The organism is Herbiconiux daphne, from assembly GCF_024979295.1.
Taxonomy (GTDB): Bacteria; Actinomycetota; Actinomycetes; order Actinomycetales; family Microbacteriaceae; genus Herbiconiux; species Herbiconiux daphnes.
The window spans coordinates 719,182-745,923 of record NZ_JANLCJ010000001.1; the positions used below are offsets into that span (position 1 = coordinate 719,182).

Here is a 26,742-nt window from a genome sequence, read left to right on the forward strand (position 1 = left end):
CAACACATCCCGCCCCATCACGACACACACACTAGGAAGCGATATCTGCCATGAAGACGAAATACTTCGCAGTCCCCGGCCTGGCCCTGGCCACGGTCGCCCTCCTGGCCGGCTGCGCCGGGTCAGGCCCCGAGCCCTCCGCTGACAGTGCAGACGACGAGCAGCTGAGCATCGGCTTCTTCGGTTTCGCCGCCGCCAACTCCTTCGCTCAGGGCGTCTACGACGGCGTCGAGGCGAAGGCCGAGGAGTTGGGCGCGACCTCGGAGTTCGTCGATTCGAACTTCGACGGCCAGCTCCAGGCCCAGCAGGTGACGGATGCCGTGACCTCCGGCCAGTACGACATCATCATCATCCAGGCCAACGACAACCTCGTCGTGCAGCGCCCCCTCGAAGAGGCGATCGCGGCCGGCATCACGGTCGTCACGGAGTTCACGGCCGTCGGCCCCGACTTCGAGACTGTCGAGCCGCAGATCGACGGTGCGATCTCCGTCGTCGATCCCGCCGTGGTCAACGGTGAGAAGCTCGGCGAGATGGGCCTGCTCGCCTGCGAGGAGGCGAAGGCCGACCCGTGTCAGGTGGGGTACATGGAGGGCTTCCGAGCCCTCCCGCTGGACAATGCCCGCACCCAGGCCGTCGTCGACACGCTCACCGCAGGTGGCGCCGAGGTCGTGGCGCAGGTCGAGGGCGGGTACACGGCGGATGCCGGCCAGGCCGCCTTCCAGGACATCATCACCGCCAACCCGGATGTCGACGTCGTGATCGGTTCGTCGCAGGCGGTCGGTGGCGCTCGGCTTGCCGCGGGAGCGGACAGCCCGGTGCTGTTCATCGGCAACGGTTCCTCGCGTCAGGCCATCGAGGCGGTGCGAAGCGGTGACTGGTTCGCCACCTATACGCTCGATCTCTACCTCAACGGCGAGACGGCTGCGGAACTGGGCATCAAGAAGCACCAGGGTGAAGACGTCGAGGTGGCCATCTCCGAGGCTGATCTGACCCCCAGCAAGGGGATCGGCACCGCGGAGAACCTCGAGGGCTTCGAAGCCACCTACGACGACTGATCGTCTCGGCGTCTCCCTCCGGTGGACCGCGAAGGCGGGTTCCACCGGAGGGAACGTTCGTTCCGCCACGGATCACGAAAGGGAACATCGATGGGAAAGCCCACGACGCTCACCAGCACCCCGGTGCTCGCGCTCGACGGGGTCGGCAAGTCGTACAACGGCATATCGGTGCTGCGCGGGATCTCGTTCGAGATCGCCCCGGGCGAGATCCACGGCCTCCTCGGCGAGAACGGGGCCGGCAAGTCGACCTTGCTCAAGATCCTGGGCGGCGCGATCACGGCCGACGCGGGAGCCGTGCTCTTCGACAGCGTGCCGACACGGCTCTCCAGCCCGCGGGACTCGATCGCCCATGGCGTCTCGTTGATCTCGCAGGAACTCGCGCTCGTGCCGCAGCGCACCGTGCTCGAGAACGTCTTCTTGGGCGGCTGGGCGAACGCGGCCGGATTCGCGACACCGGCCGCCGACCGGCGCCGCTTCGACGAACTCTGCGCCGAGGTCGGGTTCGATCTCGATCCGCACGCGCTGGTCGCCTCGCTGCCGCTCGGGAAGGCACAGCAGGTCGAGATCCTGAAGGCACTCGCTCGCGGCTCGCGCGTGCTGTGCCTCGACGAACCCACCGCCGCCTTGGCGGAGGCCGAGACCGAGCATCTTCTGGAGGTGCTGCGCACTCTCGCGGCCCGGGGCACGACGATCGTGATCGTGTCGCATTTCCTCGACGAGGTGCTCGGCATTGCCGACCGCATCACCGTGCTCCGCGACGGAGCCCAGATCGCCACTGAGGACGCATCCGCGCACACCAGCGACTCGCTCGTGCGGCTGATGGTGGGTCGTGAGGTCGCCGCTCTGTCGCGGACTCCGGCCCCTCTCCCGGATTCCGCCCCGGTGGTGCTCAAGGCGGAGGGGCTCACCAACGACCGCATCCTCGACGTCAGCCTGGAGGTGCGCCGGGGCGAGATCCTCGGTCTGGCCGGTCTGGTCGGCAGCGGCCGATCCGAGACGCTCCGGGCGCTCTTCGGTGCCGATCGCATCACCGCGGGCCGCGTGTCGGTCTCGGGGGTTCCGGTGCGCCGGGCGACGATCCGCCGGATGATCGACCGCGGCCTCGCCCTGGTGCCGGAATCGCGCAAAGACGAGGGGCTGGTGCTGCGCCGGACCACGGCCGAGAACATCGCCCTGCCCTCACTAGGCGGACGCCAGATCGGCGGCATCGTGCGCCAGGGTGCCGAGGCGTCGGCGGTCGACCGCGTCGTCGCGATGGTCGACGTGCGTGGCAGCGTGCGACACGTGCCGGTCGGAGCGCTGTCAGGCGGAAATCAGCAGAAGGCGCTCTTCGGCAAGTGGCTTGTCACACCGCCGGAGGTCTTCCTCATCGACGAACCCACACGAGGCGTCGACATCGGCGCCAAGGTCAATATCCACAACCTGATCCTCGACCTCGCCGCGGCCGGCACCGCCGTGATCGTGGTCAGTTCCGAGCTCGAGGAGGTGATGGCCCTGTCGCACCGGATCCTCGTGCTGCGTGCGGGACGGGTCGTCGCCGAGTTCCCCAGCCCCGCTGACCGCGAGGACATCATGTCCGCCGCCTTCCTCTAGGAGATGACAACCATGACAACAGACTCCGCAACGCCCCCGCGCCGGCGCCGCGTCGACTTCAAGGACTTCGGCATCCTGGGCGGCCTCCTCGCGATCGTCGTCTACCTGAGCCTTTCGACGACCACCTTCCTCACCAGTCAGAACATCGTGAACCTGCTCGATCAGGCCGTGGTGATCGGCCTTCTCGCCGTGGGTGCGACGCTGTGCATCGTCTCGGGAGTGTTCGACCTCTCCTCGTCGGCCACGCTCGCCGTCTCGGCGATCGCCGGGGTCTTCCTCACCACCCAGTTCGGTGTCGTCGTCGGGTTCATCCTGGCGCTCGCCGTCGGGGCGATCCTGGGCACGATCACGGGAACCATGATCGTCATCACCCGGGTGAACTCGTTCATCGGCTCGCTGGCCATCAGCATCATCTACCGTGGTGTCGCCATCGTGCTGACCGGTGGGGCGATCCTGTCCGTCACGAGCGACCAGCTCGACGCCTTCAGGGTCTGGGCCCTCCCGGTGCTCGACGGGGTGTCGGGCGGAACGATCCTGTTCGCGGTCACGGCGGTGGTGCTCGGCCTGGTGCTCTGGGGAACGACCTTCGGTCGCCGGGTCTACGCCGTCGGCGGCAATGAGGAAGCGGCGCGGCTGAGCGGTGTGCGCACCCCGTTGATCCACATCTCGGTGTTCGCGATCAACGGCGTCTGCGCCGCGGCGGCCGGTATGGTGCTCGCCTCCCGAGCCGGCTCCGCCCAGCCCTCGATGGGCATCGGCATGGAGCTCACGGCGATCGCGGCCGTCGTCATCGGTGGCACGAGTATCCTCGGTGGCGCCGGGGCGGTCTGGCGCACGGTCGTGGGGGTCATCATCCTCACTGTGATCGGCAACGGGTTCAATCTGCTGCGCTGGGACACCACCTACCAGCAGGTCGTCACCGGTGTGCTGATCCTGGTCGCGGTGGCGGCCGACTCCTGGCTCTCCCGTCGGTCGAGGCGCTCACGCGGGTGACGGTGCCGAGCGAGCGACAATAGAGCACCACCCAACGACCCGACGGCGGCCCGGAAGGATGACATGCGAATCGGCGTGCGCGTGACTCGCGACGAGGTCTCCGCCGTCGCCGCGCATGCAGACGGCCGGTTCAGTCGCGCGCGGAGCGCCGCGAGCGGCAGCCGAACCCGTGTCGTGGCCGACACGCTGGCGCTGCTCGCCGGTGACGGTTCGGAGTCCGTTTCGGCAGTGGTCTTCGAGGTCAGCGGCGCACTCGACCGAGAAGTGGACGCTTCGGTTGTCTCCGTCCTGATCGAGCCGAGGCGGCCGAGGGAACCGCGTCGCCATCTCTGGCCGGCCGAGGGCATCCCCGTCGAGATCGCCCACGTCAGCGGGGGGCACAACGCTCTCGGGCATGAGCTCGTGCCGCTGGGCGAGGATGAGTTGTCGCGCTTGTCGGCGGGAATGCACGCCGGATCGCACCTCGTCGTGTCGGCTGCGGGCGCGGCGGTCAACCCCGAGCACGAGCACCGCGCGGCCGAGCTGCTCCGTTCCGCGGTGGCAGTGGGCAGCATCACCGAGTCGAGCACGTTCTACAGCGACAGCCTCCTCGTGCGCGAATTCACGGCCGTGCTGAACGCGGTGCTGCTCGCGGGTGCGGAACAGCTCGCAGCGAGCCTCGCGGATGCCGTCAGCCAGGGCCTCGGCGAAGGTGTGCGGGCCTTCGTCGCCACGAACGAGGGCGGTTGCACACCGCTGTCGCGACTCGCCATCACGCCGGTGCACTCGATCTGCGCCGATCTCGCGGCCGAGATGCTGGGTGCCGCCGAACTCGCCCGTCGACCCGACGCGCGGATCATCGTCGCCCGGCCAGGGGCCGTCAGGATCGGCGAGTTCGTCGATGGCCTGCCCTCGGTGGTCAGCCGGGCCGTGCTCCGCGGCGGCATCTCGCTCGCCTCGAGCGTGGCCCATGTCGTTCCCCTCACCGACCTTCTCCTCTCCGGTTCGGCGGAGCCCCCGGTGACGGTTCTGGTGCAGGGGGCGGAGCGCGAGCTCGAATCCTTCGGCATCGCACCGACACTGGTCACCGACGACGACCTGGTCGCGGTCGGCGCCGCCGTCGCGCCGGTGTCGTACTGGCACAATCGCGTGGCCAGGGTGGTCGGGGCCGACGACATCGAGCGGGTGCTCGCGGAGGGCGAAGCGATCGCCAGGGCCAATCTCGTGTCGTGGGGTGCGCATCCGGCAGCCGTGCGCATCACGGAGTCCCGCGTGCTCGCCACGACCTACGGCGAGGCGCAGATGATCCGCGTGCGCGTGCGCGGAATGGCTGCCACCGACGCATCCGGCTTTCCCTCCGGCGCCCGCCTCGAGGAGCGCCGAGCATGATCCGCCGTCTGAACGCGGCCGATGTGGGCCACCTGTGCACGGGGGCGATGTTCGTGGCGTGCACCATCGATCACGAGAGCTCGAAGCAGTACCGCGACATGACCCTTGCGCTGATCGAGCTGAAGGGCGGTGGTCCGGTTCTCGCCCCGGTGGGCAGCCTGGACCCTGCGGCGATGACGACCTCGATCGGCTTCGTGAACCAGGGCCTGATGTTCTCGGAGATGATTCCCGTCGGCGACGAGTTCGAGACGGCGATCGCGCTGCTTCAGGAGCGCCTCGGGGTTCCCCTCCAGGGCGTTTTTCCCCTCGCGGCAGCGAGTGTGAATGCGATGGTTGCGGTGAGCGTGGCCTTGCGGACAGGGCTCCCGCTGGTGGACGCCGACCCGATGGGCCGGGTTTTCCCGCTGGTCAGCCAGACAACGCTCGCCCTGGCCGGGCTGAGCGCCGGGCCGATCGCGCTCACCGGGCCCACGGGGGAGACGGCCGTCGTCGACGTCTTCGCCCCCGCCCGCGCGGAACGGATCGTGCGCGCGCTGGCCTCGGAGCTCGGTGGCTGGGCTGCCACGGCCTCCTATCCGGTGACAGCAGCGCAGCTCGGCGCGCACGGAGTGGTGGGCAGTATCACCCGATTGATCGAGATCGGGCAGATCCTCGACTCCTCATTGCACACCCAGCAGAAGTACGTGCGGTTGACCTCGCTGCTGGGCATTCGCAAGGTGATCCGCGCGCGCGTGACCGATGTCGAAGGACTCTCCCGGCCGTCGGTCCCCGGTCTTCCCGACCGACCCTCCAGCGCCACTCTCGTCGACGAGGCGCAGGGTCGCATCGTGCGGCTCGAGATCCAGAACGAGATCCTCATGATGATCGTCGACGGCGCCATCCAGGCGGTCATGCCCGATGTGATCACGATGGTGCGGCCAGAAGACGCGAGTGTCGCCGGCCTCGACGACCTGTGGGTGGGCAACAAGCTCGACCTGATCACCTTCCCGGCGGCGGCGCAGTGGTACACCGCCGCCGGCCGGGCCCTGGTCGAACCGATGGCCATGAACGTGGTCGGCCCCGCGAGAGGTGGGAGGGCGCGATGAGCGCGATGCGGCGCGGAGTGAGTATGCGCGATCTGCTGGTGGCCCACGACAGCGCCGGTCTCACCGGTCACCACATCCCGTCGTCAGCCCAGTCGGTGCGCGACATCGCCTTGATCACCCGGGTGGAGCAGATTCTGGAGGTGGGCCCCGACAGCATCGTGCTGCTCGCCGAAGAGCTGGCGCTCGGCGGCTGGGTGGTGTCGGTGGCCCTGCGGTACGCCTGGGAGCGGCGGGCGGTGGCGCTGATCGTCTCGGAGCAGTCGTTCTCGGAGTCGGTGATCGAGCTCGCCCGCCGGTTCGGTGTGGCGCTGCTCACCACCTCCGACGGCATCGACCGCACCGCCCTCACCCTTGCCAGGGAGCTCGGGGCGCTCGAGGCCGGAATTCTCTCTCGCCTCGACGCCCTGCACAGCCGGGTGCTCCGGGCCGCCAGCATCCCGGAGGTGCTGAGCGAGATCTCCCAGGAACTCGGCGACGCGGTGGTGCAGCTGGTGGTGGACGGGATCGTGTTGGAGTCGCACGGGACGCGGCCGGCGGAGCCCGTGGTCGCGCGATTGGTGCTGAGCCCTCGGGATCGTGGCCATCGCGGGCAAGAAGGGCAGCACGGTCAGCACGGTCAGCACGGTCAGCACGGTCCGGAGCTGGTCGCCGCGGTCGCTCCTGTGCAGCAGGCCTTCGCCGACCAGGCCCTCGCCCGGGCGGGCATGACCGTGCGCGCGCTGCTGCTCCAGCAGGAGCTCGACGACCTCGTCGGTGCCGCGCCGCTGCTGTCGTTCGCCGCCCTCTCGGGCCTGCGCGAAGACGGCGCGTTCGACGACAGCCGGTCGGAGCAGCCGGCGCTGCGTCGACTGCCCTCCGGCACATCCGTCGCGGCCGTGGTGCTGCGGGTCGCTGACGTCGATCAGCGCTCGGCGCGTATCGCTCCGGTCGTGACGAGCCGATGGCGGGAGACCTTTCCCCGCGTGCCGCTCGCCCGCCTGCAGTCAGGTTGGTTCGCCCTGGTGCCGCTCGCCGAGCCCGCGGCCGAGCTCGACGACGCGCTGCAGCGGCTCGCCGATTCGGGGCTCGGTGACCTCGGGGCCGCCGTCGGCGTGGCGCACGACCCGCATGGCACGGAGCAGGTGACGAGCCTCTTGCGGAGGGCCGGACTGGCGGCACGACTCGCCGAACCGGGCGGACCCGTGCTCGACTTCCGGCGGTTCGGCCCGCCGCTGCTCCGACGACTGCTGCCCGCCGAGGACGCGCTCGATCTCGCCCTGACCACGTATCCGGCGCTGCTGGCCGACCCGCAGGCTTCGGAGATCATCGCGACGGTGGTGAGCTACCTCGACTGCGCGGGTTCCGTCACGGCGGCGGCCGAGCACCTGGGGGTGCATCGCAACACCGTGCAGCTGCGACTGCGGCACGCGGCGACCCTGGGCGTCACCCTCAGCCATCCCGAACGACTTCTGTCGACCCACCTGCTGCTCTCGGCGCTCGATCTCCGAGCGCTGCCGGTCGCCACGAGGCCGACCGCTGAGCTCTGACCACCGACCACCGACCACTGATGACCGACCACTGACCACCCTCTCGAACCGGAGCCACGCCATGCCACACCTCACCCTCGATCAGGCCGCCGACGCCGCCATCCAACGCCTCGGTAGCATCCTCGTCACCGTCACCGTGCTCACGCCCGACAAGCAGGAGGTCTCGCGGGTGTTCTCCACCCACCCCGAGGTCTACGCGGTGGGAGGGCGCAAGCGCCTCGATCCCGCGCACACCTCGCCGATCTGGCTCGAGCAGGTCGTGGCGGGTCAGCAGCCTTTCCTCGGCGCCGACCGTGAGTCCGTGCGGGCGTTCTTCGTCGACTGGGAGACTATCGAGTCACTCGGCTGCGGTGCGATCGTGAACACCCCGGTCGTGTATCAGGGTGAGACGATCGGCTCGGTCAACTTCCTCGGGGCCGAGGGAAGCCTCGACGAGGATTCCGCGGCGGTCGCGCTGGAGATCACAGCCGAGGCCACTGAAGCAGTCGTCGCCGCACGCGACGAGGCCTTTCCCGAGACCGCATCCGGCACAGCTTCCGGCACCGTTCCCGGGGCCGTCCGATGACGACGTTCCGCACACGCAACGGTTCGTTGCGCATCCGGAACGGGCTCCTCTTCGACGGGTCGTCGGAATCGCTCGTCGCCCGGGACCTGGTCATCCTCGACGGCACCATCGTCGCCCCCGATGAGCGCGTGCCGGCCGACATCGCCGAGCTCGATGCGCGCGGTGGGGTCGTCACGCCGGGGTTCATCGACGCGCATCTGCACGCCTATGCGGTGTCGCTCGATCTGCTGCGCAACGAGACCCGGCTGCTGAGCTACCTCGCGCTGAGCGCGCGCAAGCGCCTCGGTGCGGCGTTGCACCGTGGCTTCACGAGCGTGCGGGATGTCGCGGGAGGCGATGTGGGCCTGCACACCGCGATCGAGGAGGGCCTGCTGACCGCCCCTCGCTACTTCTACACCGGTGCTGCGCTCAGTCAGACCGGTGGGCACGGCGATCCGACCGCTCCGGACGACACGCTCTGCTTTCACGGCGGCCCCGGGCTCGAGATCGTCGACGGTCCTGAGGCGCTCCGCACGGCCGTTCGCACCCGCTTCCACGGCGGAGCGCACGCGATCAAGATCATGGCGTCCGGGGGTGTCACTTCGCCCTCCGACCCCCTGACGATCGCGCAGTATTCGCTCGACGAGATCCGAGTGGTCGCGGAGGAGGCGCGCCGCCGGGGGAGCTATGTCGTGGCCCACGCCTATTCGCCCGAAGCGATCCTGCACGCCCTGCGCGGCGGGGTGCGTTCCATCGAGCACGGAAACCTGCTTGACGAGGAGGCGGCCCTCGCGATGGCCGAGGCGGGCGCCTACCTGGTGCCCACGCTGGCGACCTACGACGCGATGGCGCGGCACGGCAGTGCGCTCGGGATGACCGCCGTCGGCCTCGCCAAGAACGCGGAGGTGCTTCACAGCGGTACGGTGGCGATCGAGCGTGCGCGGGCTGCGGGTGTTCCGGTGGGTTTCGGTTCGGATCTGATGGGCTCGCTCGAGAGCGAGCAGCTGCAGGGACTACGCCTGCAGAGCGACGTCACCGGTGTGCTCGAGACGCTGCGCAGCGTCACCTCGGTGAACGCGGCACTGCTGCAGAACGACCGGATCGGACGGATCGCACCCGGGGCGTTCGGCGACGTGCTGATCTTCGACGGCAACCCTCTCGAGACCCCGTCGCTGCTGTGGATCGAGCGGCGGCCGCGGATCGTGCTCGACGGCGTGCTCGTCACCTCGTCACCTCGAGACTGAGAGAGTCCCTTCCATCTCTCGGGCTGCCTGCTCCAAGGTCGCCAGGAACGCCCTTGCCGCGGGCCAGTCCACGCCGGATGCGCGCTGGGCCGTGAAGATCGTGCGACGCGGTTCGTCGGCGAGGGTGAGTAGCCTGCACGATGCGGGACGCCCCGCCCACACCAGATCAGGCATCAGTGCCACCGCATTGCCGGATTCCACCAGACGGATGTGGGTCTGGAGGTCCGCCGTCTCGAAACGCACGTCGGGCTCGAAGCCGGCTATCCGGCAGCTCTGCTCTGCGAAGTGCCTCGACGCCGTGCCTCGGGGCTCCATGACCCAGGGCAGATGCGCGGCATCTCCGATCGCCCCGCCGTCGAACGTGTCCGGGACGGCGAGCCGTATCGCGTCGGTCGTCAGGTCGCGACGGATGAGTCCTGACAGCCACGGCGCTGCGTGGGCGGGATATTGCTCGGCGATGACCATGTCGAAGTCCCTCGACCAGGTCTCATGCAAGGCCTCCTCGGGTTCCTTCTGCACCATCTCCACCCGGACATCGGGATGATCCGTCTTCATCTTCGTCAACGCCACCGGCATCAGGGCCAGCGCAGCGGACTGGAACACCGCCACCCGAACCCGCCCTCTCACGCTGGTGTCAGCTGCGTGTAGCTCCGCTTCTGCCCGCTCCAAGGTGTTGCTCAATTCCTCCGCAGCCTTCACCAGGATCTCGGCCAGCGGGGTCAACTGCACGGTGCGACCGGTCTTGCGAAGCAGCACCGCGTTCGACTCCTTCTCCAACAAGGTCAGTTGTTGAGAGACGGCCGAGGGACTGTACTGGAGCGCCTCTGCAACAGCAGCCATCGTCCCTCGGATGGACAGTTCGCGTAAGAGGACGAGTCTGTGCAAGTCGAGCATGGGTTCTCCGAAATACATCAGTTCGAGTGATGAGTAGTGATAAGAAACAGTCGCTTTTGTTCAAGCGTCTCCATGCGAATACTAGGGGTCAGATCACCTACGGGTGAAGTCTTCTAAGAAGGGTTCGAATGGCTACCACGGTCGCACTCACCGGTTCTGCAACTCCCTCGCCTGATTCGGTCGACGAGGGACTCGTCGCCGACACGGTCGCGCTCGTGCGTCGGTGGCTGCGCGAAGCGTCGGCCTTCCCGACCGACCCGTCAGGCGAGCGCCTCGCGGGAGTGCTGAAAGACCCGAGTGGTCTGGGATTCACCGTCGGCTTCGTCGACGGCGTGGTTCGACCGGAGGACCGTCGTGTGGCGGCGGAGACACTGAAGTCGATCGCGCCCCAGGTTCCCGCATTCCTGCCGGCACCGATGCGGGGCGCCGTCAAACTCGGCGGGGCCCTCGCGCCCGTTCTTCCGGGAGTGGTCGTGCCGATCGCTCGAAAGGTTCTGCGCGACATGGTGAGCCACCTCATCATCGACGCCACCGACGCTCGGCTCGGCGCCGCTATCGCCAAGATCAAGCGCGACGGTGTTCGACTCAACGTCAACCTCCTCGGCGAGGCGGTGCTGGGCCGAAAGGAGGCTGCCCGCCGACTCGACGGAACCCATCGGCTCCTTGCCCGAGACGACGTCGACTACGTCTCCATCAAGGTCTCGTCCACAGTCGCCCCCCACAACCCCTGGGCGTTCGATCAGTCGGTCGACGACATCGTCGCCGAACTCACCCCCCTCTTCACGCGGGCCGCGAACGCCCCGACGCCGAAGTTCATCAACCTCGACATGGAGGAGTACAAGGATCTCGATCTCACGATCGCGGTGTTCACCCGCATCCTCGATCAGCCGGAGTTCCTCGATCTCGAAGCCGGCATCGTCCTCCAGGCGTATCTACCCGACGCGTTGTCGGCGATGATCCGGCTGCAGGAGTGGAGCGCCCTCCGCCGAGCGCGCGGGGGCGCGGCGATCAAGGTGCGGATCGTCAAAGGCGCGAATCTCCCGATGGAGCAGGTGGAAGCCTCCATCCACGGATGGCCGCTCGCCACCTGGAACACCAAACAGGAGTCCGACACCAACTACAAGCGCGTGGTCGACTACGCGCTGCACCCCGAGCGCATCCGCAACGTGCGGATCGGAGTGGCCGGCCACAACCTCTTCGATGTCGCCTACTCCTGGCTGCTCGCCGGCCGCCGCGACGTGCGCGACGGCATCGAGTACGAAATGCTCCTCGGCATGGCCCAGGGCCAAGCCGAAGCCGTGCGCCGCGAGGTCGGTTCGCTGCTGCTGTACACACCGGTGGTTTCGCCGGCGGAGTTCGATGTGGCGATCGCCTACCTGATCCGGCGCCTCGAGGAAGGCGCGTCATCGGAGAACTTCATGTCGGCCGTCTTCGAGCTCGAGAAGAACGAGCCCCTCTTCGAGCGGGAACGGCAGCGCTTCATCGCGTCGGTCGCGGCCCTCGACGGTCGCGTGCCGGCCACGCACAAGGTCGCCGACCGGCACGCCGCCGTACCGCGGCCCACGCTCGGTGCGTTCGAGAACACCCCCGACACCGACCCGTCCGTCGAGGCCAACCGTCAGGCTGCGAGCCGCATCCTGCAGCGCGCCGCCACCTCCCAGCTCGGCGTCGAGAGCGTCCAGGCATCCGTCATCCGGGATGAGACGACCCTGCGCGCCGTCATCAGCAGCACGAAGGAGGCCGGCAAGGCCTGGGGAAAGCTCTCGGCGAACTACCGCGCGACCGTGCTGCACAAGGTCGGTGACGAGATGGAACGCCGCCGCGCCGACTTTCTCGAGGTCATGGCCGCCGAGGCCGGCAAGACGATCGATCAGGCCGACCCCGAGGTCTCAGAAGCGATCGACTTCGCCCACTACTACGCCGAGCTCGCATTGGAACTCGACACGATCGACGGGGCCGAATTCACCCCATCGAACCTCACGCTGATCACGCCGCCCTGGAACTTTCCCGTCGCCATCCCCGCCGGTGGTGCACTCGCGGCTCTGGCCGCCGGTTCCGCCGCCATCCTGAAACCGGCGGCGCTCACCGCGCGATGCGGCGCTTTGATCGCGGAGTGCATGTGGGAGGCCGGTGTGCCGGCCGATACGCTGCGACTGCTGCAGGTCGGTGAACGCCAGCTCGGCACGCAGCTGGTCTCCGACCCGAACGTGGACCGGGTCATCCTGACCGGAGCGTATGAGACCGCTGAGCTGTTCAGGTCTTTCCGCCATGATCTCCCGCTTCTCGCGGAGACCAGCGGCAAGAACGCGATCATCGTCACTCCCTCCGCCGACCTCGACCTCGCCGTTAAGGATGTCGTCTCATCCGCTTTCGGGCACGCGGGGCAGAAGTGCTCCGCCGCGTCGCTGGTGGTGCTCGTCGGCTCGGTCGCCCGATCGCACCGGTTCCGCACCCAGCTGCTCGACGCCGTGTCGTCGCTGACCGTCGACTACCCGACCAACCCCGCTACTCAAATGGGCCCGATCATCGAACCCGCCGCCGGCAAGCTCCTCGAAGGGCTGACGCAGCTGGGTGCCGGAGAGCGGTGGTTGATCGAGCCGACCCAGCTCGACGCCACAGGAAAGCTGTGGAGCCCCGGAGTCCGCGACGGCGTAGCCCGTGGCTCGGAGTACCACCGCACGGAGTACTTCGGACCGATCCTCGGCATCATGACGGCCTCCACCCTGACGGACGCAGTCGACATCGTGAACGAGGTCGACTACGGACTCACCTCTGGACTGCATGCGCTCGACCCTGAAGAGATCGACCTGTGGCTGAACACCGTTCAGGCGGGAAACCTCTACGTGAACCGGGGAATCACGGGAGCCATCGTCCGCCGCCAGCCGTTCGGCGGATGGAAGAAGTCAGCGGTGGGCGCGGGAACCAAGGCAGGTGGGCCCAATTACCTGATCGGTCTCGGTTCGTGGGTCTCCGCGCCGGCGAGGCAGGGAGCGGCCGCGACGGACAAGAACGTCGCCGCGCTGCTCGCGGCGTCTCGGGCGGTGCTGACCCGGGTAGAGGCCGATTCGCTCGAACGAGCGGCGAAGAGCGACGCCGCAGCCTGGCAGAGCCATTTCACTGCCAAGGATGTCTCGCAGCTCTCGGCTGAGCGCAACGTGTTCCGATATGCACCACTGGACCGACCGATCCTGGTCCGGCTCGGCAGCGACGCTCCGGTAGCCGATCTGGTCAGGACCGTCCTGGCCGGTGCGCTCTCCGGCACCGAGATGGTCATCTCGAGCGCGCACTGGCTCCCCGCTGACATCGAAGCCGCTCTCTCCTCCGTTGCCACGGCGGTCGTGGTCGAGAGTGACACGGCGTGGGCGTCGCGGGTCACTGCCTTCGGCAGCGGCCGGGTGCGACTGCTGGGTGCCGGCGTCGAATCGGTGACCGCCGCCACCGGCGGGCGGCCCGACCTGGCGATCTACGCCAACCCCGTCACCGAGGCCGGCCGGATCGAGCTGCTCCCGTACCTGCGGGAACAGGCCGTGTCGATCACGGCTCACCGATTCGGAACGCCTAACCACCTGACTGACGCCATGATCTGAACCCGACGCGTCTCTGAGAAAGGATCACCGATGATCGACCTCGAAGAAGCCCCTCCTGGTGAGGCAGTGGCAGACGCCGCGACTATCGTCCTCTGCCCGACGAGCTCCGTCGTCGTACTCGGCTACAACTGAAGGACGTCATGACAGTCGAAGCACTCACCGAGGAACAGCCGCTCGTCTCAGCCAGACGGCAGCTGTCCGAGGCCGCACAGTACCTTTCTCTCGACGAGGGACTCCACGCGATGCTCGCCCATCCCCGACGTGAGATGACCGTCGGAGTACCCCTCCGCCACGATGGCGGCCACGTGACGGTCTTCACCGGACATCGAGTGCAACACAATCTCTCGCGCGGGCCCGCCAAGGGCGGCATCCGTTTCGCGCCCACCGTGAACCTCGACGAGGTGCGCGCCCTAGCCATGTGGATGACGTGGAAGTGTGCCCTCATCGACCTGCCGTACGGGGGAGCGAAAGGCGGGGTGACGATCGATCCCCGCTTGCATTCCCGGGCCGAGCTGGAGCGCGTCACCCGACGGTACACGTCAGAACTCGCCGGATTCATCGGGCCGGAGAGAGACATCCCTGCCCCCGACATCGGGACAGATGAGCAGACGATGGCGTGGATGATGGACACCATCTCGGTCGCCCGCGGATACACCGTGCCCGGCGTCGTGACCGGAAAGCCGCTGCACATCGGCGGTTCTCGGGGACGAGCAGATGCCACCTCCATCGGCGTCGCACGAGTCGGTCTTGCTGCGCTCGAGAACGCCGGAATCGCAGCGGATGGCGGCACCGCAGCAGTCCAAGGGTTCGGAAAGGTGGGCGCAGGAACAGCACGGTTCTTTTCCGAAGCAGGAATGCGCGTCGTCGGAGTGAGCGACCAGTATGCCGCGCTCTACTCTGAGCGCGGCATCGACATCGCGGCGCTGCAGGAATACGTCGGGCGGCACGGATCGGTGGCGGGCTTCACCGGTGCCGACGAGATCGAACACGATGACCTTCTGGAACTCGACGTCGACCTGCTCGCCCCCTGCGCGGTGGAGGGAGTCATCACCGCCCACAATGCGGAGAGCATCCGCGCCCGAATCATCGTCGAAGGCGCGAACGGCCCGACCACACCGGATGCCGACCTCATACTGAAAGACAAGGGCATTGACGTCGTCCCCGACATCCTCGCCAACTCGGGAGGGGTGGTGGTCAGCTACTTCGAGTGGGTTCAGGCCAATCAGGCCTACTGGTGGACGGCCAATCGAGTCGAAAGCCGCCTGGTCGAGAGGATGCTCGCAGGGTGGGCGCTGATCCGCGACGAATCAGTCCGCACGGGACGCACCCTCCGGGAATCGGCGACCGCCATCGCCGTCCACCGGGTCGCTGAAGCACACAAGGTCCGAGGTCTCTATCCCTGACCCGCGGCCCGTTCGGATCGCTGGGAGCTGCGTCGTTAGCGCGCGACCTCGCCGTCAAGCGCCCGGCCTCAACGCACTACGCTGACCAGTCACCACGACTCAGTCGGGCGACGAGCGCCACACCAGGGCGCCCTCGCTGAAGCACCTCGAAGTCCTAATTCCTCAGATCTCTATCCGCAGAGGAATTAATTAGCCGAAAAAATGATCACAAGCGGTAATATTTTCTTGAATCGGTGCCTAAACCGGGGCGCGAAGACCGGATTCCCCAGATCAATGATCGGAGTGTCAGTGGGTGTGTTCGTCGCAAGCGACTTCCCCTCGGTAGGCACGCGCGCCCGAAAAGTTGCCGCCGGCGAGATCGTCTCCATCGCCCGCGGGCTCTGGTCTGATGACGTGAACCGCGATCCCACTGACGTGGTTCGCGACAATTGGATGACCATCGTCGGCAAGATGTTGCCAGGCGCCGTGATCTCCGACCGCTCCGGCTTTGCCCTCCGACCGATCGGTGGCGAACTGTATGTGAGTCACGCACGCGGATCGAAACTCGTTCTCCCGGGACTGATTGTCTACCCCGACGGCCGGTCTGACAACCATCGGCCCGACGACGTTCCCCTCGACCCTAACGGGCGGCTGTTTGGCTCGAGTCCGGCGCGCGCGCTCGTCGACAACGCCGAAAAGCGAGGGCGGCCCGGGTCAGTGCAACGCCGGCTCACGAGGGAAGAACTCCACGATCACGTCGTCAAGATCGTCACGACCTACACGCCGCGGCAGGTCGAGAACATGCTCGCGATCGTCGATCGCGATGCAAATAAGGTCGCAGCCGAGTCGGTGCGAGTCTTTGTGGATGCCGCTCGCGGCAACACCATCGTGAAGACAAGCAGCCGGGCTATGAACGCGGCGCAGCGCGGTGAAACGTACGACCAGGCGCGGGTGGCGCTATTCCGGCAGGTGGCTGCGGACCTCCAGCGGCTGCATCCGGTGCAACGGTTCGTCGCCGACCAACGGCGCGCTCAGATGGTCCCGTTCTATGAGGCGTACTTCTCGAACTACATCGAGGGTTCCACTCTCACGATCGACGAGGCCGAACGAGTCGTCTTCCTCGATGCCGATGTCGGCAAGCCCGAAGACGCGCACGACATCCGCTCCACCTGGGTGATCGTGTCGGATGTCGCCGAAATGTCGCGTCGGCCGGCTGACGCGGACGAGTTCATGGATGCGCTTCGCGACCGGCATCGAGTGATGATGGCGGCGCACCCGCAGAAGCATCCGGGGGAGTGGAAGACGCAACGGAATCAGGCGGGCGCGACCGTGTTCGTCGACCCGGGACACGTCGTGGGAACTCTTCGCGCTGGGTGGGAGGAAGGGCAGATTCTCACCGATCCGTTCCAGCGAGCTGTCTACACGATGTTCCTGGTGAGCGAGGTGCATCCTTTCATCGATGGCAACGGGCGCTCAGCGAGGGTCGCTATGAATGCCGAGCTGGTTCCCGCAGGAATGCATCGAATCGTGATCCCGACTGTGCTGCGAAACGACTACATGTCGGGACTTTCCCGTGCGACCGCCGGAAACGGCCCCGACGGCCTCCACACTGTTCTGGCGTTCGCTCAGGACTGGGTGGCCAGAGGCGAATTCCCCGACCTAGAGACAGGCGATCGATACGTGCGCGCGACGAACGCGCTCTACGACGCCGGCGTTGCCGATCGCGAAGGCATCCATCTGAAGCTGCTCAAATTCGGCGAACTGTTCGAGCTGGACGACATCCCCTACCCCTCCGCAACCACGCCGGAGCCGCAACCCTCATTCCTGGATGCGGCCGTTGCGGCAGGGGCCGGCTCGGACGGCACCTGAGCCGTACGGTGTCCCGCAATCGTGGGCGGTCAGGCCTCTCTGCTCAGGTTGCCGTGTTCTCGTGAAGCAGATGGCCCGAACCACCTCCATAGGAGTCGAGCCGTGACAACGATGAGCGCCGCAAACAGGCTCTGGCTGATGACGCCGAACAACGAGAGTCCGCCGACCATAACGAAGACGGCCCAGTTCACTGCGATGTCGGCGACGATCACGGCGATGCCGAGCACGATGCCGGAGCGCCGTCGAAAGATGATCAGCGCAGCGGTGGCCGGATCCAGGAACGTCAGTGACACCCAGAACAGCCGGACGCCGAGAGGGAAGTCGCTGTAGACGTTCAATCCGCCGACGATCAGATCCGCCGTGTGAGTGGTTGTTCCCACGAGGAAGCCGAGCACCCACACGACTTGGAACACTCTGAGCGCTCGTGCTGATGCGGCGAGAGCGATCATGCGCTCATGCTACTGAGCCAGATGGTGCCGTCGAATCCTTCGTCTAGTCCACGAAAGCGTCGAACGTCTCCTTGAACCAGAGGTTGTTGGCGCAGTCTTCGGAGCAGGCTCGGTGGTCGTAGACCATCTCGCTGCGGGGCACCCGGATGCCGCATTGCCGGCAGCGCCGGAGCCGGCCGCTGAACCGTTCGTGCACGCTCACAGCGGCACCGCCCCGATGTACTCGCGCAGGGCCGCGCAGACCACTGCATTGATGTCCTCGCCTCGTGCCGCGGCAATAAGACGAGCCGTCCGTTCGAGCTGGTCGGGGACCCCGACGATCAGCTCCATTCTGTTGGCTGTCATACTGCAACTCTAACGGGTGTGGCCACACCATACAAGCATTAAATGATGATTGCTCGTTGGGCTTCTGAGAGACTGACGTCGTGCCAAATCAGCCCAAGACACCCAAGCGTGGGTTTCGCATTCCAACTGATCTCTACGAAGCCGCTCAAGCGAAGGCCGCAGTTGAAGGGCGAACAGTCAGTGACGTCGTGCGTGACGCGCTTACTCGCTACGTCCAGGATGTGAATGACTCGACGCATGGAATGGGGAGTCAAGACTCCACAGGTTCCGCCTAATCGGAGGTGCACCTGGCGTCGCCGCACCCACCACACGGGCCGCCCGGCGGGGAGAACTCGACCAGCCACGACCCGAGACGAGTCGAGTCGGTGATCCGCCGCCTCGAGCGTGTCTAGCCTGTGCTGCACACGCCGCCGCAGCGGCAGACTGGCACTGGTGTTGGGCGGGAGGCCAGCGGATGCGCGCACCTCCGCCGCATAGGGTAAGTCGTTGAGATCCAGGTCGCCCGGATCGTCGGATGCCTGTTCGAAGAGGTCGCCCACCTCTTCCATATGGAGGTCTTCGATGGTGCCTCTCCGCGGCGGCAAATTCCGCGATCCACGTATCGAGGGTGGCCGTTGGTTGGCACCGCAACGGCATCACCGCCGCCTCTACATGTAAGGCTGCTCCCCGCAATACCCACCACGCGACGCTGCCCGCGGATGGAAAAAACGACGCACCGCGAGCCGAGCCCTCCGGCCGTCACGGGGCCCACGGCGGCCACCATTCCCGGGACGCCCTTGATGACTTTAGAGCGTCGGCGGCCGGGTGCTCGTGCATCACCAAGATGGTGTCGTGCTCGCCGTCGGGGTCGTCGGAGATGACGAAGCTTGCGTGCAAGCCTTGGCCGAGGTCGCTTCAGTCGGGCAGGGGCATCTCCTTCGACTAGGTCGGCCCGTCGCTACAGTCACCACACCTCCTGTCGTTGGTGCACTAGACGGGGTTACGCCCATTCTGGACAATGGCCCCAGCAGGAACGATGGGGGAACCACGATGAACTTCACAAACGACTTCTTCGCTATGGGCGAGAACATCGTCTGCCAGGCGCTCGCCGGGGGCGGCGCCGAGCAGATCCGCTCGAACGGCGGCACGACGGCCACCGGGGTCGATCTCAACCCGGAGGCCGATGATCCAAATTTTAGGATTGACGTCGAGCTCGTCCGCCATCTGGCGGAGCAGGTTCTCGCGAGGTGAGGACGTGCGGCCGCCTGGACGTTCGTTCCTGCGGCCGCCCGGCTCAAAGTTCGCTCCCTGGCGTCAGGTTTTCACCCTTGTCGCCATCGGCAAAGAGAGCTGACGAGGCGGGGAAGCACACCTCAGCGCCAGTAGGCCTAGGCACAGAAGTCCTTATCAGAAATGTGACTGTGCAATACGTTCGTGAAGAAGGGTGACCAGTGGGAGGCGCGCAAATGATGGCCAGTTCTGAAGCTGATACAGACGAGAATGTTGATCGGTTCGTTTCAGATGTTCAGATTCTCACCGGGCGGTCCATACGTCGTGCACAGACGATTTCATACATCACCGGAGAGTGTTGACGAATGTTCGAAACTCTTTTCCGGTCGCTCCGAGCGGTTACCGACCGAACCGTTCGCGCGGCTGGCCCGCGCTATTCCCCCGCTTTCTCGCCGGGCTCGCCAAACCTAGCTATCGAATCGTTGGACCGAGCTGTAGGGGCCCTTTGTCTTTCCAACTCTTTTCGCGCCCGGCTCATGTCGGCTGCCGACGAAATTCGTTCGAGTCGCGCGGCCGTTAGTGTTGCTGCCAAGGCCACCTTTAGGCGACGAACTATTACATTTTCCTCTCTTGCCTCTGATCTCGAGTCGATTGCAGATGCGTCATCTGCCGGTGGCGTCAGAGCGGGTTTCAAGCGTTTACAGCGGCACTTAAGGCTGGTCCGGGAAGCGATCGCGACTAGAGAATCAAAGTTGCGTGCCGATCTGGCGTCCCTCGCGGCGGCTGAAGCGGCAACGGACCGTGAGCCAGCTCAAAGAGAAACAATCGATTCCCACTTGCGGACGATGTCCGAGCTTGAGGATTTCCTTTATCCCATCGTCGAAATTCTTGAGCACCACGAAGGTCGAACCGCACTGAACAGAATGCCTACGCTTCTGCTCGGAGAATGGGGCACCGGGAAGACTCATTTTGCCTGCGATATCGTCCTTGCTGCGCTTGCTGAGCACATTCCCGCAGTCGCGGTCTTAGCGCCCACGCTTGACGGCGGGGACCCACTTACCGAGTTGGCGAACGAGATTGGTTTCTCGAACTCAGAATCTCTGCTTCGTGAGCTGGGAGATGCGGCAGTTCAGGCCGGTCGACGAGCACTAATCGTGATCGACGCGGTCAACGAGGCCGACCGATCGGCTTGGAATACGCGTTTGCCGACGTTATTGAGAACAGTCGCGCGGCACGAGAACGTCGCGTTACTACTCACCTGCAGAGCGCCATTCGAACAGCAGATGTTTCGTGCTCGCGATTTCAGCCGGCTGTGCGTCTTGTATCACCCTGGATTCGGGGATCAAGAATTCGACGCTCAACTCGAGTTCTTCGACCACTATCGGCTGCCCGCGCTGCACGTACCTCTACTAGCCGTGGAATTCGCGCGTCCGCTTTTTCTCAAGCTGCTTTGCGAAGGGCTGGTGCGTCTGTCCCGACGTACTCAGCAGCGGCACCTGGACGGGATCTCGTCGGGGCAGAAGGGCATGACTTACGTCCTGGAAAACTTCGTAGGCGCCGTCGGCTCGGACATAGAGACACGTCACGAGTTGCCCAGGATGGCATGTTGGTACCTTCTCAAAGGTCACCCGAGCAGTGGCTTCGCGGGCCTAGCAGGTCGCTTAGCCAATCTGCGCCAGGAATGGCTGACCCCCGCAGACGTGGAGACGGAGGCTGTATCGCAGCTGGGGATTAGCGTTCAGGCGGCAAAAGAACTCGTTCGCGACATGGTCTCATCGGGTCTCCTGGTCGAACAACTGCGATACAGCGAAGGAAGTTACCACGAGGTCTTCAGCCTTCCGTATCAGCGGTTTTCTGACCACCTTGTTGCGCGGCATCTCTTGTTGTCCGAGTTGGACGTGGGCACAGTTGGGCGAGTGCGGCGCTCCTTCTACAAGAGTCGTCGACTGGGCGCGGTGTTTCAGGTCGATCGAATGGGCTCTACCTTTGCGGAGCCTGGTATCGCTTCAGCGCTCATGGTCGAGTTCCCCGAGCGTGTGAAGAGGCTTCCGGCTGGCGAGTCAAGAGAACTGATCGCATATCTACCGAAGGATCGACTTCGTCGGGCTCCCATCTCCGATGCATTTGTAGAGGGACTCTATTGGAGGGATGCGGGCGCCTTTACTGATCACACTGAACGGGTGGTGGCATCTCTACTCAGGGGCGATCCGCACCTCTCCAGCCAGATATTTGAGGTCCTTCTCGGTCTGGCGGCTCGTCATCGGCACCCGTGGAACGGGACTTGGCTGTGGAACAAACTAAGCGAGATGAACATGCCAAACCGCGATTTGAAGTGGTCAGAGTTCATACGCCAATCTGAGGGCGCAGCGAATGTGCATCGTTTGTTGGCGTGGAGCGAGCGGGCAGCTTCAAAGGTGCCAAGTTCTGATGCGGATGCCGCGGAGAATTTGCTCAGACTGTTGGCCATGCTGACTGTGACGACTGACCGGGCAGTCCGGGACAGGGCCACGCGAGCTATGGTCACGGTTGGGGAGACTGCTCCGCGCTCCTTGTTCGAACTCGTGACGCACGCGCTCCAATTCAATGACCCATACCTAGGGGAACGGGTTATGGCAGCCTCGTACGGTGTGGCACTTCGCCATTGGGGTCACCGCGATCGACATCCGGAGTTTGACCAAGCACTGACTCGCCTTGCCGACCACCTCTTCGCGAACGTGCTCGCTGTCAATTCGAAGAACTCCACCTGGCATGCTCTTACCAGGTCTTACGCGGAGGACTTGATAAGGGTGCTATTGCTGCTCCGGCCGCGGGCACTATCAAGGGCCGAGAAATCAATGCTGGCGCGAGTGCCCGCACCTGAAGAGTCGCCATTTCGAGATCTGACTGCCATCTCAGAGGCAGACACGACAGACGGAGAACACGCTATCCATATGGATTTCGGCAACTACACGATGGGGCGACTCGTGAATGGCCGGAGAAACTATGACATGGACAACACGGAGTACGTAGGAATCCGAAGACAGATCGCAGATCGCGTCGGAATGCTGGGATACCGAGTACGAGAATTTGAGGACATTGACCGCGTGATCGCTCGTTATGGGGCGACGCGCTCGACTGGCGAGCGTGTTGACCGCTATGGCAAGAAGTATGCCTGGATCGCATACTTCGAAATGTACGGAATTCGAAGTAGGCAAGGGCTAGTGGAAGGTTTTCCGCTACAGGAGCCTCGTTCAACGGACGTTGATATTGACCCCACCTTTCCTAGAGAGCCACCAGTTTGGCGACCGCCTCTGTTCGAGACGTTTGCCCCAACGTTCGTCAATCAGGAAAACTGGCTCACGGATGGCGAGGTCCCGGACTACAAATCGATCCTGGCGCTGAGCGAGGTCGACGGGCACCAGGGGCCTTGGCTGCTGCTCGACGCAGTGATTAATGAAGATGTCGGACATGCGCGCGAGATTCGCGCAGGCCTAACTACAGCCTTCGTCCCGAGGGCCTCGGTTCCTGCAGTGATGGCCGAGCTACAGGCACACCCTCCGCAGTACGGCGATATCCCGGAGTCTGGCACGGACCATTACACGTTCCTGGGCGAGGTTCCCTGGTCTACCCGATTCGGCAGCGATGTTCGCCGAGCGGATGGAGCGCCGAGGCATCTAGCGGATCGAGCTTTCGCCTCGTTTGCCAATGGGCGGTGGAGGGCCGGTATCAAGGTTGAGGCGACCACCCGTACTTGGGGCTGGGAGAGCTACCACAGCTCCTTGAACCAGCTGGGGAGTGTGACGTTCCCATCTCCGTCATTCACGTCATTCCACAAGCTTCGTGGCGCGGACGGCTCAGCGGACCTCCTCGATCAATCCAGCCAAGTAGTGACGCTGTTTCGTCGCCACCCGGGCCCGGCCTTCGGTTCTACGTACCTGTATGTCCGCAAGGCCTTGGTGGACGCGTACCTGACTTCGCGGCGACTCGCGCTTGTATGCGTTATTCGAGGGGAGCGGACCGTCCAATATGACCATTTTGGTGAATCGTTTCCCGCGAATTTACGAGCAATTTATGCGACCCAAGTCAACGATTTTGTCGAGGTTCATGGACCGAGACTCTAGCTCCGAAGCTGCTTGGACTTCCAGCCCCGAGGTAGACGATTGCGAAGACCGCCACACTCGTTCTCGAGGAGATCAACGGACGTCGCGGTGCCAGCCCCTCACTTCCTATCGACGAGGTTGCGCTTCGTGGACCACGGACGCCGCCCGTTCCATGACTCCACCGTGAGCGATAGCCGACGAAACACTTGCGATTAGTTGAGTCAGCACGTCCTGTCAGCACGTAATCTCACGACTGGCGCCTGCTTGGGCTCGGCCTATTTGCCCGCACGACTGCCACAACTGAACTAGCGACGACGGCGCCTAAGGAATCTCGACTATGAGTTACCCATATCGATTCATCTAGGTGCTCCAGTTGTACATCTCTTCCGTCACTAAGATCCAGCACCAACAGTTGACTGAACGGCACGTTCGCCAGCTGGTAGGCGACTGTTTGGGGTAGGTAAGCAGCTTCGAGTTCAGGACGCGTGGTGTGTTTGAACTTCCGCTTGACCTCGGTGACATATCTCGTTCCATCACCGAAATAGAGGACGACGTCTGCTCGACCACCCCCGATGCTCGAGACTTCTACCGCTGATCTCCCGGCCAAGTCGCTCATGTCGAGGTAGGCCTTGAATGCATCTTGGAGGTCGCGCTCAAGCGGGGCATCGTTGCGCGTCGAGAATGCCGCTGCGTAGTAAGGCCTTTCCTCGAGGACGTGAGCAAGAAATCGAACGGTCGCCACTACCAGCGACATCAGGTCCTTCGCCACATCTCCGTGAAAGCGCGGATTGTCGGAGAGCTCGTCGCGTATCCTTCCCACCACCTCGCGTTGTGGAAGTACAGATGAAGCAATTGATTCCTCCATGCTTCGCGATCCCGAGGTTGATAAGCGCGTCGACAACAGGCTGACCCAGCGACGGGTCAGGTCGACGTCCTGCTTTCGCATGAGTTGGCTCCGCTCAATGCGGTCCTTCACCGGCAACAACTCGATACGGAGCTTCGCCCACATCGCCTCCGATATCCCCAGGGTGCCGACTCCCGAAGCAGTGCGGAGCTCAAGAACTTCCGCCAGGGAAAGCCACTCGAGAGGATCGCGTAGGTCTACAAGACTGATCGCTGCGGCATAAGACGCGTTTCGCGCACGAGTAAGCGCTGTCATGCTCTGCGTTGATCCCAGAAGCTCTGATCCCCATGCTGCCCCCCAGAGAGCCTTTGCGCGTGCGCGAAGAGCTTGCTTCACCAGCCGCTCAATCGTCCAGCAGCTCTCCGAAATCTGAGGGAAATCGGGCTGAGGTCTGCGCATTCCGGCTATGACGTCGCCGAGCGCGGCACGTAGGCGCGGTCTTGCGTCGGCGATGGCCCACCGCAATTCGTCGCCAACGGCGTAGGCCAAGCCAGAACTGATCAGCGCATCTTGGAGAAGTTCATCTATGGCGGTCAGCTCGAACGCCTCACGGCCGTCCTCATAGAGCATAGAGTCGAGACCGGCGCAGGCTGCCTCCCCCAATTCACGAAGCGCTTGAGCCAGGACGACTTCCGACGGGGTCCCCTCCTCCGTTGCTTCCAATCCGAAGTCAGTGAGCGCACCCTCATTGGATGAATGCGATGGCGGAGGAACTAACTTCGCGTCCCGCAGTACTTCGCTGCCTGGGGGATTGGGGAAGGCGATTCTGGGCTGGCGCGAGACGAGAACCACGCGTGTCCCATTGTCGCGATGCGCTCGCGAAGGCGACCCAAGCTGGGCGCACTGGGATCGAGGAGACGCTCCACGTCCAGGACAAGCCGGATGGTGCATTCTGACCCGCCACCAGAGGCATACTCCTCGACGCTGATAACGCTATCCACGCATGGAACGATCGCGTCACGAGCTGACGGAAACGCTTCCCCAAGCTGGACAAAAATGATATTCCACCGAGCGCACTGTTGGAGGAGTTCCTCCGTCCAAGCAGAAATGGCGTCGACGCTCATGCGAGATCCAGCAGAACGCTCAACTCATCCTTGCCGTCAACGGTGTGGAGCACCCCGAGGTTGCGGAGTCTGCGGGCTGCTTGCGGTTCATCTCGCGCGAGATCTTGTAGCTCCTTGGGGTTCTCGCGCATAAGCTCCAAGACCAAACCCTCAGTCGGGTAGTAGCGCCCAACGTGATCGATCATCTCGTTGACATGCCCGCGGACGGCCGTTGCCCACCCGTCGTACTGGCGGAGCACGGCAGAGCGAGTAATTCGCCGCTGCATGTCTTCCATCGGCAAGCTCGCTACGACCGTCGAGGCAAGATTTCGATACAGATACGCGTGCCCACCGGACGCCTGGTAAAGGGTGATAAGCGCCCCGGGGTCGATAGCGATGCCCATACGTGCTCCGAGGTACGTTGCCAGCCTGTCGGCTTCTGGCTTTTCAAGCGGACCTACATAACGCAGCTTTGCCCACGAAAACAGAGGATTCGGGCGGCCGTACAGCCGACCGCTCTCCAGGATGGCGCTCGTCAGCCCAGAAAGCAGAAAAGTGAAGTTCGGACTCTCCTGGACAAGACTTCTTAGGGCAGCCAGGAACTGCGAAATGCGGGGCATCGGCCCCTCTGCGATGTCAACTTCAGCCGGTGTCAAGTACTCGATCTCATCCAGCATCAGGAGAAGACGGTAGCCATCCTGTTCTAGCTTTCGGACGAGCGCTTGTAACGCATTTCGAAGCTGAAGAATGGTTGGGTACTCGGGAAGAGCTGCAAGTTTGCTTACGCCCAGCCCTCGCCGGCGTAGCTCCTCCATTAGGCGCCGCCGTAAATCCTCGCAGATGTCGTCCACGGGATCATCGGGCGGAGACGGGTAAGCCTCCAGGTCAATTAGGACGGACACAACGTTGTCGGCTTCAAGCTTCTCGCGCAGCTCGTAAAGAATACTTGTCTTGCCCGCCTTCCGAAGTCCAAAAATCCCTGAAACGCTCTGATTCAGAACATCGTCGCGCAGAGATTGCAGCAAGGTCTTCCGGCCGAAGAAAGTAGTCCCCGACACCGGCGTCGTCTCATTGAAGAGGTCACGTACGTGTAGATGCTCTCGGAGGAGGGCCACAAGGCCCAGCTCGTTCTCTTCGTCAAACACGAACGGAATAGCGAGACGACCCGGGGAAGACCAATCGTCGAGCTTGAGAGGTGCGCGGCGGTCCTTCGACCAAACGAAGATGACGTCGGGGGTGACATTTCCCTTGAGCGCCCTCAGCTCCTCGAACGCGCCTTCGTATGTGCGGAGCTGAAGATCTGGGTACGGCGTGTAGAGCACCATTACTTCGCGCGTAAACCCAAATGCTGACTCGATGGCTCCGCTAAAGCGGACCAAGGCGACCGTTGAACCGTCTAACACACCAACCTTTGCTGGGGCGATATGGACAATCTGAGAGCCCAGCCGAGCAAGAGCCCGCTTCTGCCCTGCTAGTGCTGAAAAGCGCGCTTCAGCCCTTCCGATGGCTCGGAGTAAATCAGGCTGACGGGGTGCGGTGACCGGATCTGAATACCAACCGAATTGACGACTTG

20 protein-coding genes are annotated in these 26,742 nt (G+C 64.5%); 14 read left to right on the top strand and 6 right to left on the bottom strand.

Features of this window, described 5'->3' with window-relative positions; all coding sequences use genetic code 11:
* The first annotated feature begins 50 nt into the window (after window positions 1-50).
* The 8 genes from N1032_RS03725 to N1032_RS03760 all read left to right on the top strand — a co-directional run bounded on the left by N1032_RS03725 (window position 51) and on the right by N1032_RS03760 (window position 9,408).
* Window positions 51-1,055 carry a sugar ABC transporter substrate-binding protein gene (locus N1032_RS03725; RefSeq protein ID WP_259537512.1) on the top strand — a complete coding sequence of 335 codons (1,005 nt, stop codon included), beginning with the start codon at window positions 51-53 and terminating at the stop codon, window positions 1,053-1,055.
* Between the two features lie 90 nt (window positions 1,056-1,145).
* Complete coding sequence (locus N1032_RS03730; RefSeq protein WP_259537513.1) at window positions 1,146-2,648, top strand: sugar ABC transporter ATP-binding protein; 1,503 nt, start codon at window positions 1,146-1,148, stop codon at window positions 2,646-2,648.
* A gap of 12 nt (window positions 2,649-2,660) precedes the next feature.
* Complete coding sequence (locus N1032_RS03735) at window positions 2,661-3,641, top strand: ABC transporter permease (RefSeq protein ID WP_259537514.1); 981 nt, start codon at window positions 2,661-2,663, stop codon at window positions 3,639-3,641.
* 63 nt (window positions 3,642-3,704) lie between these two features.
* On the top strand, window positions 3,705-5,009 hold the full coding sequence (locus N1032_RS03740) for a hydantoinase/oxoprolinase family protein (protein WP_259537516.1): 1,305 nt from the start codon (window positions 3,705-3,707) through the stop codon (window positions 5,007-5,009).
* Window positions 5,006-6,094, top strand: coding sequence for a DUF917 domain-containing protein (locus tag N1032_RS03745; protein WP_259537517.1), 1,089 nt, complete (start codon window positions 5,006-5,008; stop codon window positions 6,092-6,094). Before N1032_RS03740 ends, N1032_RS03745 begins: the two co-directional genes overlap by 4 nt.
* A 23-nt stretch (window positions 6,095-6,117) precedes the next feature.
* The gene (locus N1032_RS03750) at window positions 6,118-7,620 is read left to right on the top strand and encodes a PucR family transcriptional regulator (RefSeq protein ID WP_259537519.1); all 1,503 of its coding nucleotides are present in this window, start codon (window positions 6,118-6,120) and stop codon (window positions 7,618-7,620) included.
* Between the two features lie 61 nt (window positions 7,621-7,681).
* Complete coding sequence (locus tag N1032_RS03755; RefSeq protein ID WP_259537522.1) at window positions 7,682-8,185, top strand: GAF domain-containing protein; 504 nt, start codon at window positions 7,682-7,684, stop codon at window positions 8,183-8,185.
* Window positions 8,182-9,408: a metal-dependent hydrolase family protein gene (locus N1032_RS03760; RefSeq protein ID WP_259537523.1), complete on the top strand. Its 1,227-nt coding sequence runs from the start codon at window positions 8,182-8,184 to the stop codon at window positions 9,406-9,408. Before N1032_RS03755 ends, N1032_RS03760 begins: the two co-directional genes overlap by 4 nt.
* Here the strand turns inward: N1032_RS03760 and N1032_RS03765 are convergent.
* On the bottom strand, window positions 9,394-10,302 hold the full coding sequence (locus N1032_RS03765) for a LysR family transcriptional regulator (RefSeq protein WP_259537524.1): 909 nt from the start codon (window positions 10,300-10,302) through the stop codon (window positions 9,394-9,396). The two genes, N1032_RS03760 and N1032_RS03765, sit on opposite strands and share 15 nt — an antisense overlap.
* Before the next feature lie 128 nt (window positions 10,303-10,430).
* Between N1032_RS03765 and N1032_RS03770 the strand changes: the two genes are divergently transcribed.
* The 3 genes from N1032_RS03770 to N1032_RS03780 all read left to right on the top strand — a co-directional run bounded on the left by N1032_RS03770 (window position 10,431) and on the right by N1032_RS03780 (window position 17,140).
* Window positions 10,431-13,889: a bifunctional proline dehydrogenase/L-glutamate gamma-semialdehyde dehydrogenase gene (locus tag N1032_RS03770; RefSeq protein WP_259537526.1), complete on the top strand. Its 3,459-nt coding sequence runs from the start codon at window positions 10,431-10,433 to the stop codon at window positions 13,887-13,889.
* A 140-nt stretch (window positions 13,890-14,029) separates the two neighbouring features.
* Entirely contained in the window at window positions 14,030-15,292 is a 1,263-nt protein-coding gene (locus tag N1032_RS03775) for a Glu/Leu/Phe/Val family dehydrogenase (protein WP_259537527.1), read from the top strand.
* 288 nt (window positions 15,293-15,580) lie between these two features.
* Window positions 15,581-17,140, top strand: coding sequence for a Fic family protein (locus N1032_RS03780; RefSeq protein ID WP_259537528.1), 1,560 nt, complete (start codon window positions 15,581-15,583; stop codon window positions 17,138-17,140).
* A 29-nt stretch (window positions 17,141-17,169) separates the two neighbouring features.
* Here N1032_RS03780 and N1032_RS03785 read toward each other — a convergent pair whose 3' ends face one another.
* The 3 genes from N1032_RS03785 to N1032_RS03795 are packed head-to-tail and all read right to left on the bottom strand — an operon-like array spanning window position 17,170 to window position 17,934.
* Window positions 17,170-17,589: a hypothetical protein gene (locus N1032_RS03785; RefSeq protein WP_259537529.1), complete on the bottom strand. Its 420-nt coding sequence runs from the start codon at window positions 17,587-17,589 to the stop codon at window positions 17,170-17,172.
* 43 nt (window positions 17,590-17,632) lie between these two features.
* Window positions 17,633-17,791, bottom strand: coding sequence for a hypothetical protein (locus N1032_RS03790; protein WP_259537530.1), 159 nt, complete (start codon window positions 17,789-17,791; stop codon window positions 17,633-17,635).
* Window positions 17,788-17,934 (bottom strand): hypothetical protein, encoded by a 147-nt coding sequence (locus tag N1032_RS03795; protein ID WP_259537531.1) that lies wholly within the window; start codon window positions 17,932-17,934, stop codon window positions 17,788-17,790. The genes N1032_RS03790 and N1032_RS03795 overlap by 4 nt, the downstream gene beginning before the upstream one ends.
* Before the next feature lie 80 nt (window positions 17,935-18,014).
* Between N1032_RS03795 and N1032_RS28375 the strand changes: the two genes are divergently transcribed.
* The 3 genes from N1032_RS28375 to N1032_RS03805 all read left to right on the top strand — a co-directional run bounded on the left by N1032_RS28375 (window position 18,015) and on the right by N1032_RS03805 (window position 23,243).
* Window positions 18,015-18,209 carry a ribbon-helix-helix protein, CopG family gene (locus N1032_RS28375; protein WP_407932996.1) on the top strand — a complete coding sequence of 65 codons (195 nt, stop codon included), beginning with the start codon at window positions 18,015-18,017 and terminating at the stop codon, window positions 18,207-18,209.
* Between the two features lie 754 nt (window positions 18,210-18,963).
* Window positions 18,964-19,164, top strand: coding sequence for a hypothetical protein (locus N1032_RS03800; protein ID WP_259537534.1), 201 nt, complete (start codon window positions 18,964-18,966; stop codon window positions 19,162-19,164).
* 515 nt (window positions 19,165-19,679) lie between these two features.
* A complete protein-coding gene (locus N1032_RS03805) occupies window positions 19,680-23,243 on the top strand; it encodes an ATP-binding protein (RefSeq protein ID WP_259537535.1) in 3,564 nt (1,187 codons plus the stop codon).
* 226 nt (window positions 23,244-23,469) lie between these two features.
* Here N1032_RS03805 and N1032_RS03810 read toward each other — a convergent pair whose 3' ends face one another.
* Together N1032_RS03810 and N1032_RS03815 are read right to left on the bottom strand one after the other, a co-directional pair.
* Complete coding sequence (locus tag N1032_RS03810; RefSeq protein WP_259537536.1) at window positions 23,470-24,696, bottom strand: hypothetical protein; 1,227 nt, start codon at window positions 24,694-24,696, stop codon at window positions 23,470-23,472.
* Window positions 24,697-25,186: 490 nt separating this feature from the next.
* On the bottom strand, window positions 25,187-26,494 hold the full coding sequence (locus N1032_RS03815) for an ATP-binding protein (RefSeq protein WP_259537976.1): 1,308 nt from the start codon (window positions 26,492-26,494) through the stop codon (window positions 25,187-25,189).
* Between the last annotated feature and the right edge of the window lie 248 nt (window positions 26,495-26,742).

What these genes read in the sequence shown, in the direction of transcription:
- N1032_RS03770 (WP_259537526.1), top strand. Translation starts at nt 10,431, where the DNA reads ATGGCTACCACGGTCGCACTCACCGGTTCTGCAACTCCCTCGCCTGAT.
- N1032_RS03755 (WP_259537522.1), top strand. Translation starts at nt 7,682, where the DNA reads ATGCCACACCTCACCCTCGATCAGGCCGCCGACGCCGCCATCCAACGC.
- N1032_RS03760 (WP_259537523.1), top strand. Translation starts at nt 8,182, where the DNA reads ATGACGACGTTCCGCACACGCAACGGTTCGTTGCGCATCCGGAACGGG.
- N1032_RS03725 (WP_259537512.1), top strand. Translation starts at nt 51, where the DNA reads ATGAAGACGAAATACTTCGCAGTCCCCGGCCTGGCCCTGGCCACGGTC.
- N1032_RS03735 (WP_259537514.1), top strand. Translation starts at nt 2,661, where the DNA reads ATGACAACAGACTCCGCAACGCCCCCGCGCCGGCGCCGCGTCGACTTC.
- N1032_RS03805 (WP_259537535.1), top strand. Translation starts at nt 19,680, where the DNA reads ATGTCGGCTGCCGACGAAATTCGTTCGAGTCGCGCGGCCGTTAGTGTT.
- N1032_RS03800 (WP_259537534.1), top strand. Translation starts at nt 18,964, where the DNA reads ATGAACTTCACAAACGACTTCTTCGCTATGGGCGAGAACATCGTCTGC.
- N1032_RS03785 (WP_259537529.1), bottom strand. Translation starts at nt 17,589, where the DNA reads ATGATCGCTCTCGCCGCATCAGCACGAGCGCTCAGAGTGTTCCAAGTC.
- N1032_RS03795 (WP_259537531.1), bottom strand. Translation starts at nt 17,934, where the DNA reads ATGACAGCCAACAGAATGGAGCTGATCGTCGGGGTCCCCGACCAGCTC.
- N1032_RS03750 (WP_259537519.1), top strand. Translation starts at nt 6,118, where the DNA reads ATGCGCGATCTGCTGGTGGCCCACGACAGCGCCGGTCTCACCGGTCAC.
- N1032_RS03815 (WP_259537976.1), bottom strand. Translation starts at nt 26,494, where the DNA reads ATGGTGCTCTACACGCCGTACCCAGATCTTCAGCTCCGCACATACGAA.
- N1032_RS03765 (WP_259537524.1), bottom strand. Translation starts at nt 10,302, where the DNA reads ATGCTCGACTTGCACAGACTCGTCCTCTTACGCGAACTGTCCATCCGA.
- N1032_RS03775 (WP_259537527.1), top strand. Translation starts at nt 14,030, where the DNA reads ATGACAGTCGAAGCACTCACCGAGGAACAGCCGCTCGTCTCAGCCAGA.
- N1032_RS03740 (WP_259537516.1), top strand. Translation starts at nt 3,705, where the DNA reads ATGCGAATCGGCGTGCGCGTGACTCGCGACGAGGTCTCCGCCGTCGCC.
- N1032_RS03745 (WP_259537517.1), top strand. Translation starts at nt 5,006, where the DNA reads ATGATCCGCCGTCTGAACGCGGCCGATGTGGGCCACCTGTGCACGGGG.
- N1032_RS03730 (WP_259537513.1), top strand. Translation starts at nt 1,146, where the DNA reads ATGGGAAAGCCCACGACGCTCACCAGCACCCCGGTGCTCGCGCTCGAC.
- N1032_RS03810 (WP_259537536.1), bottom strand. Translation starts at nt 24,696, where the DNA reads ATGCTCTATGAGGACGGCCGTGAGGCGTTCGAGCTGACCGCCATAGAT.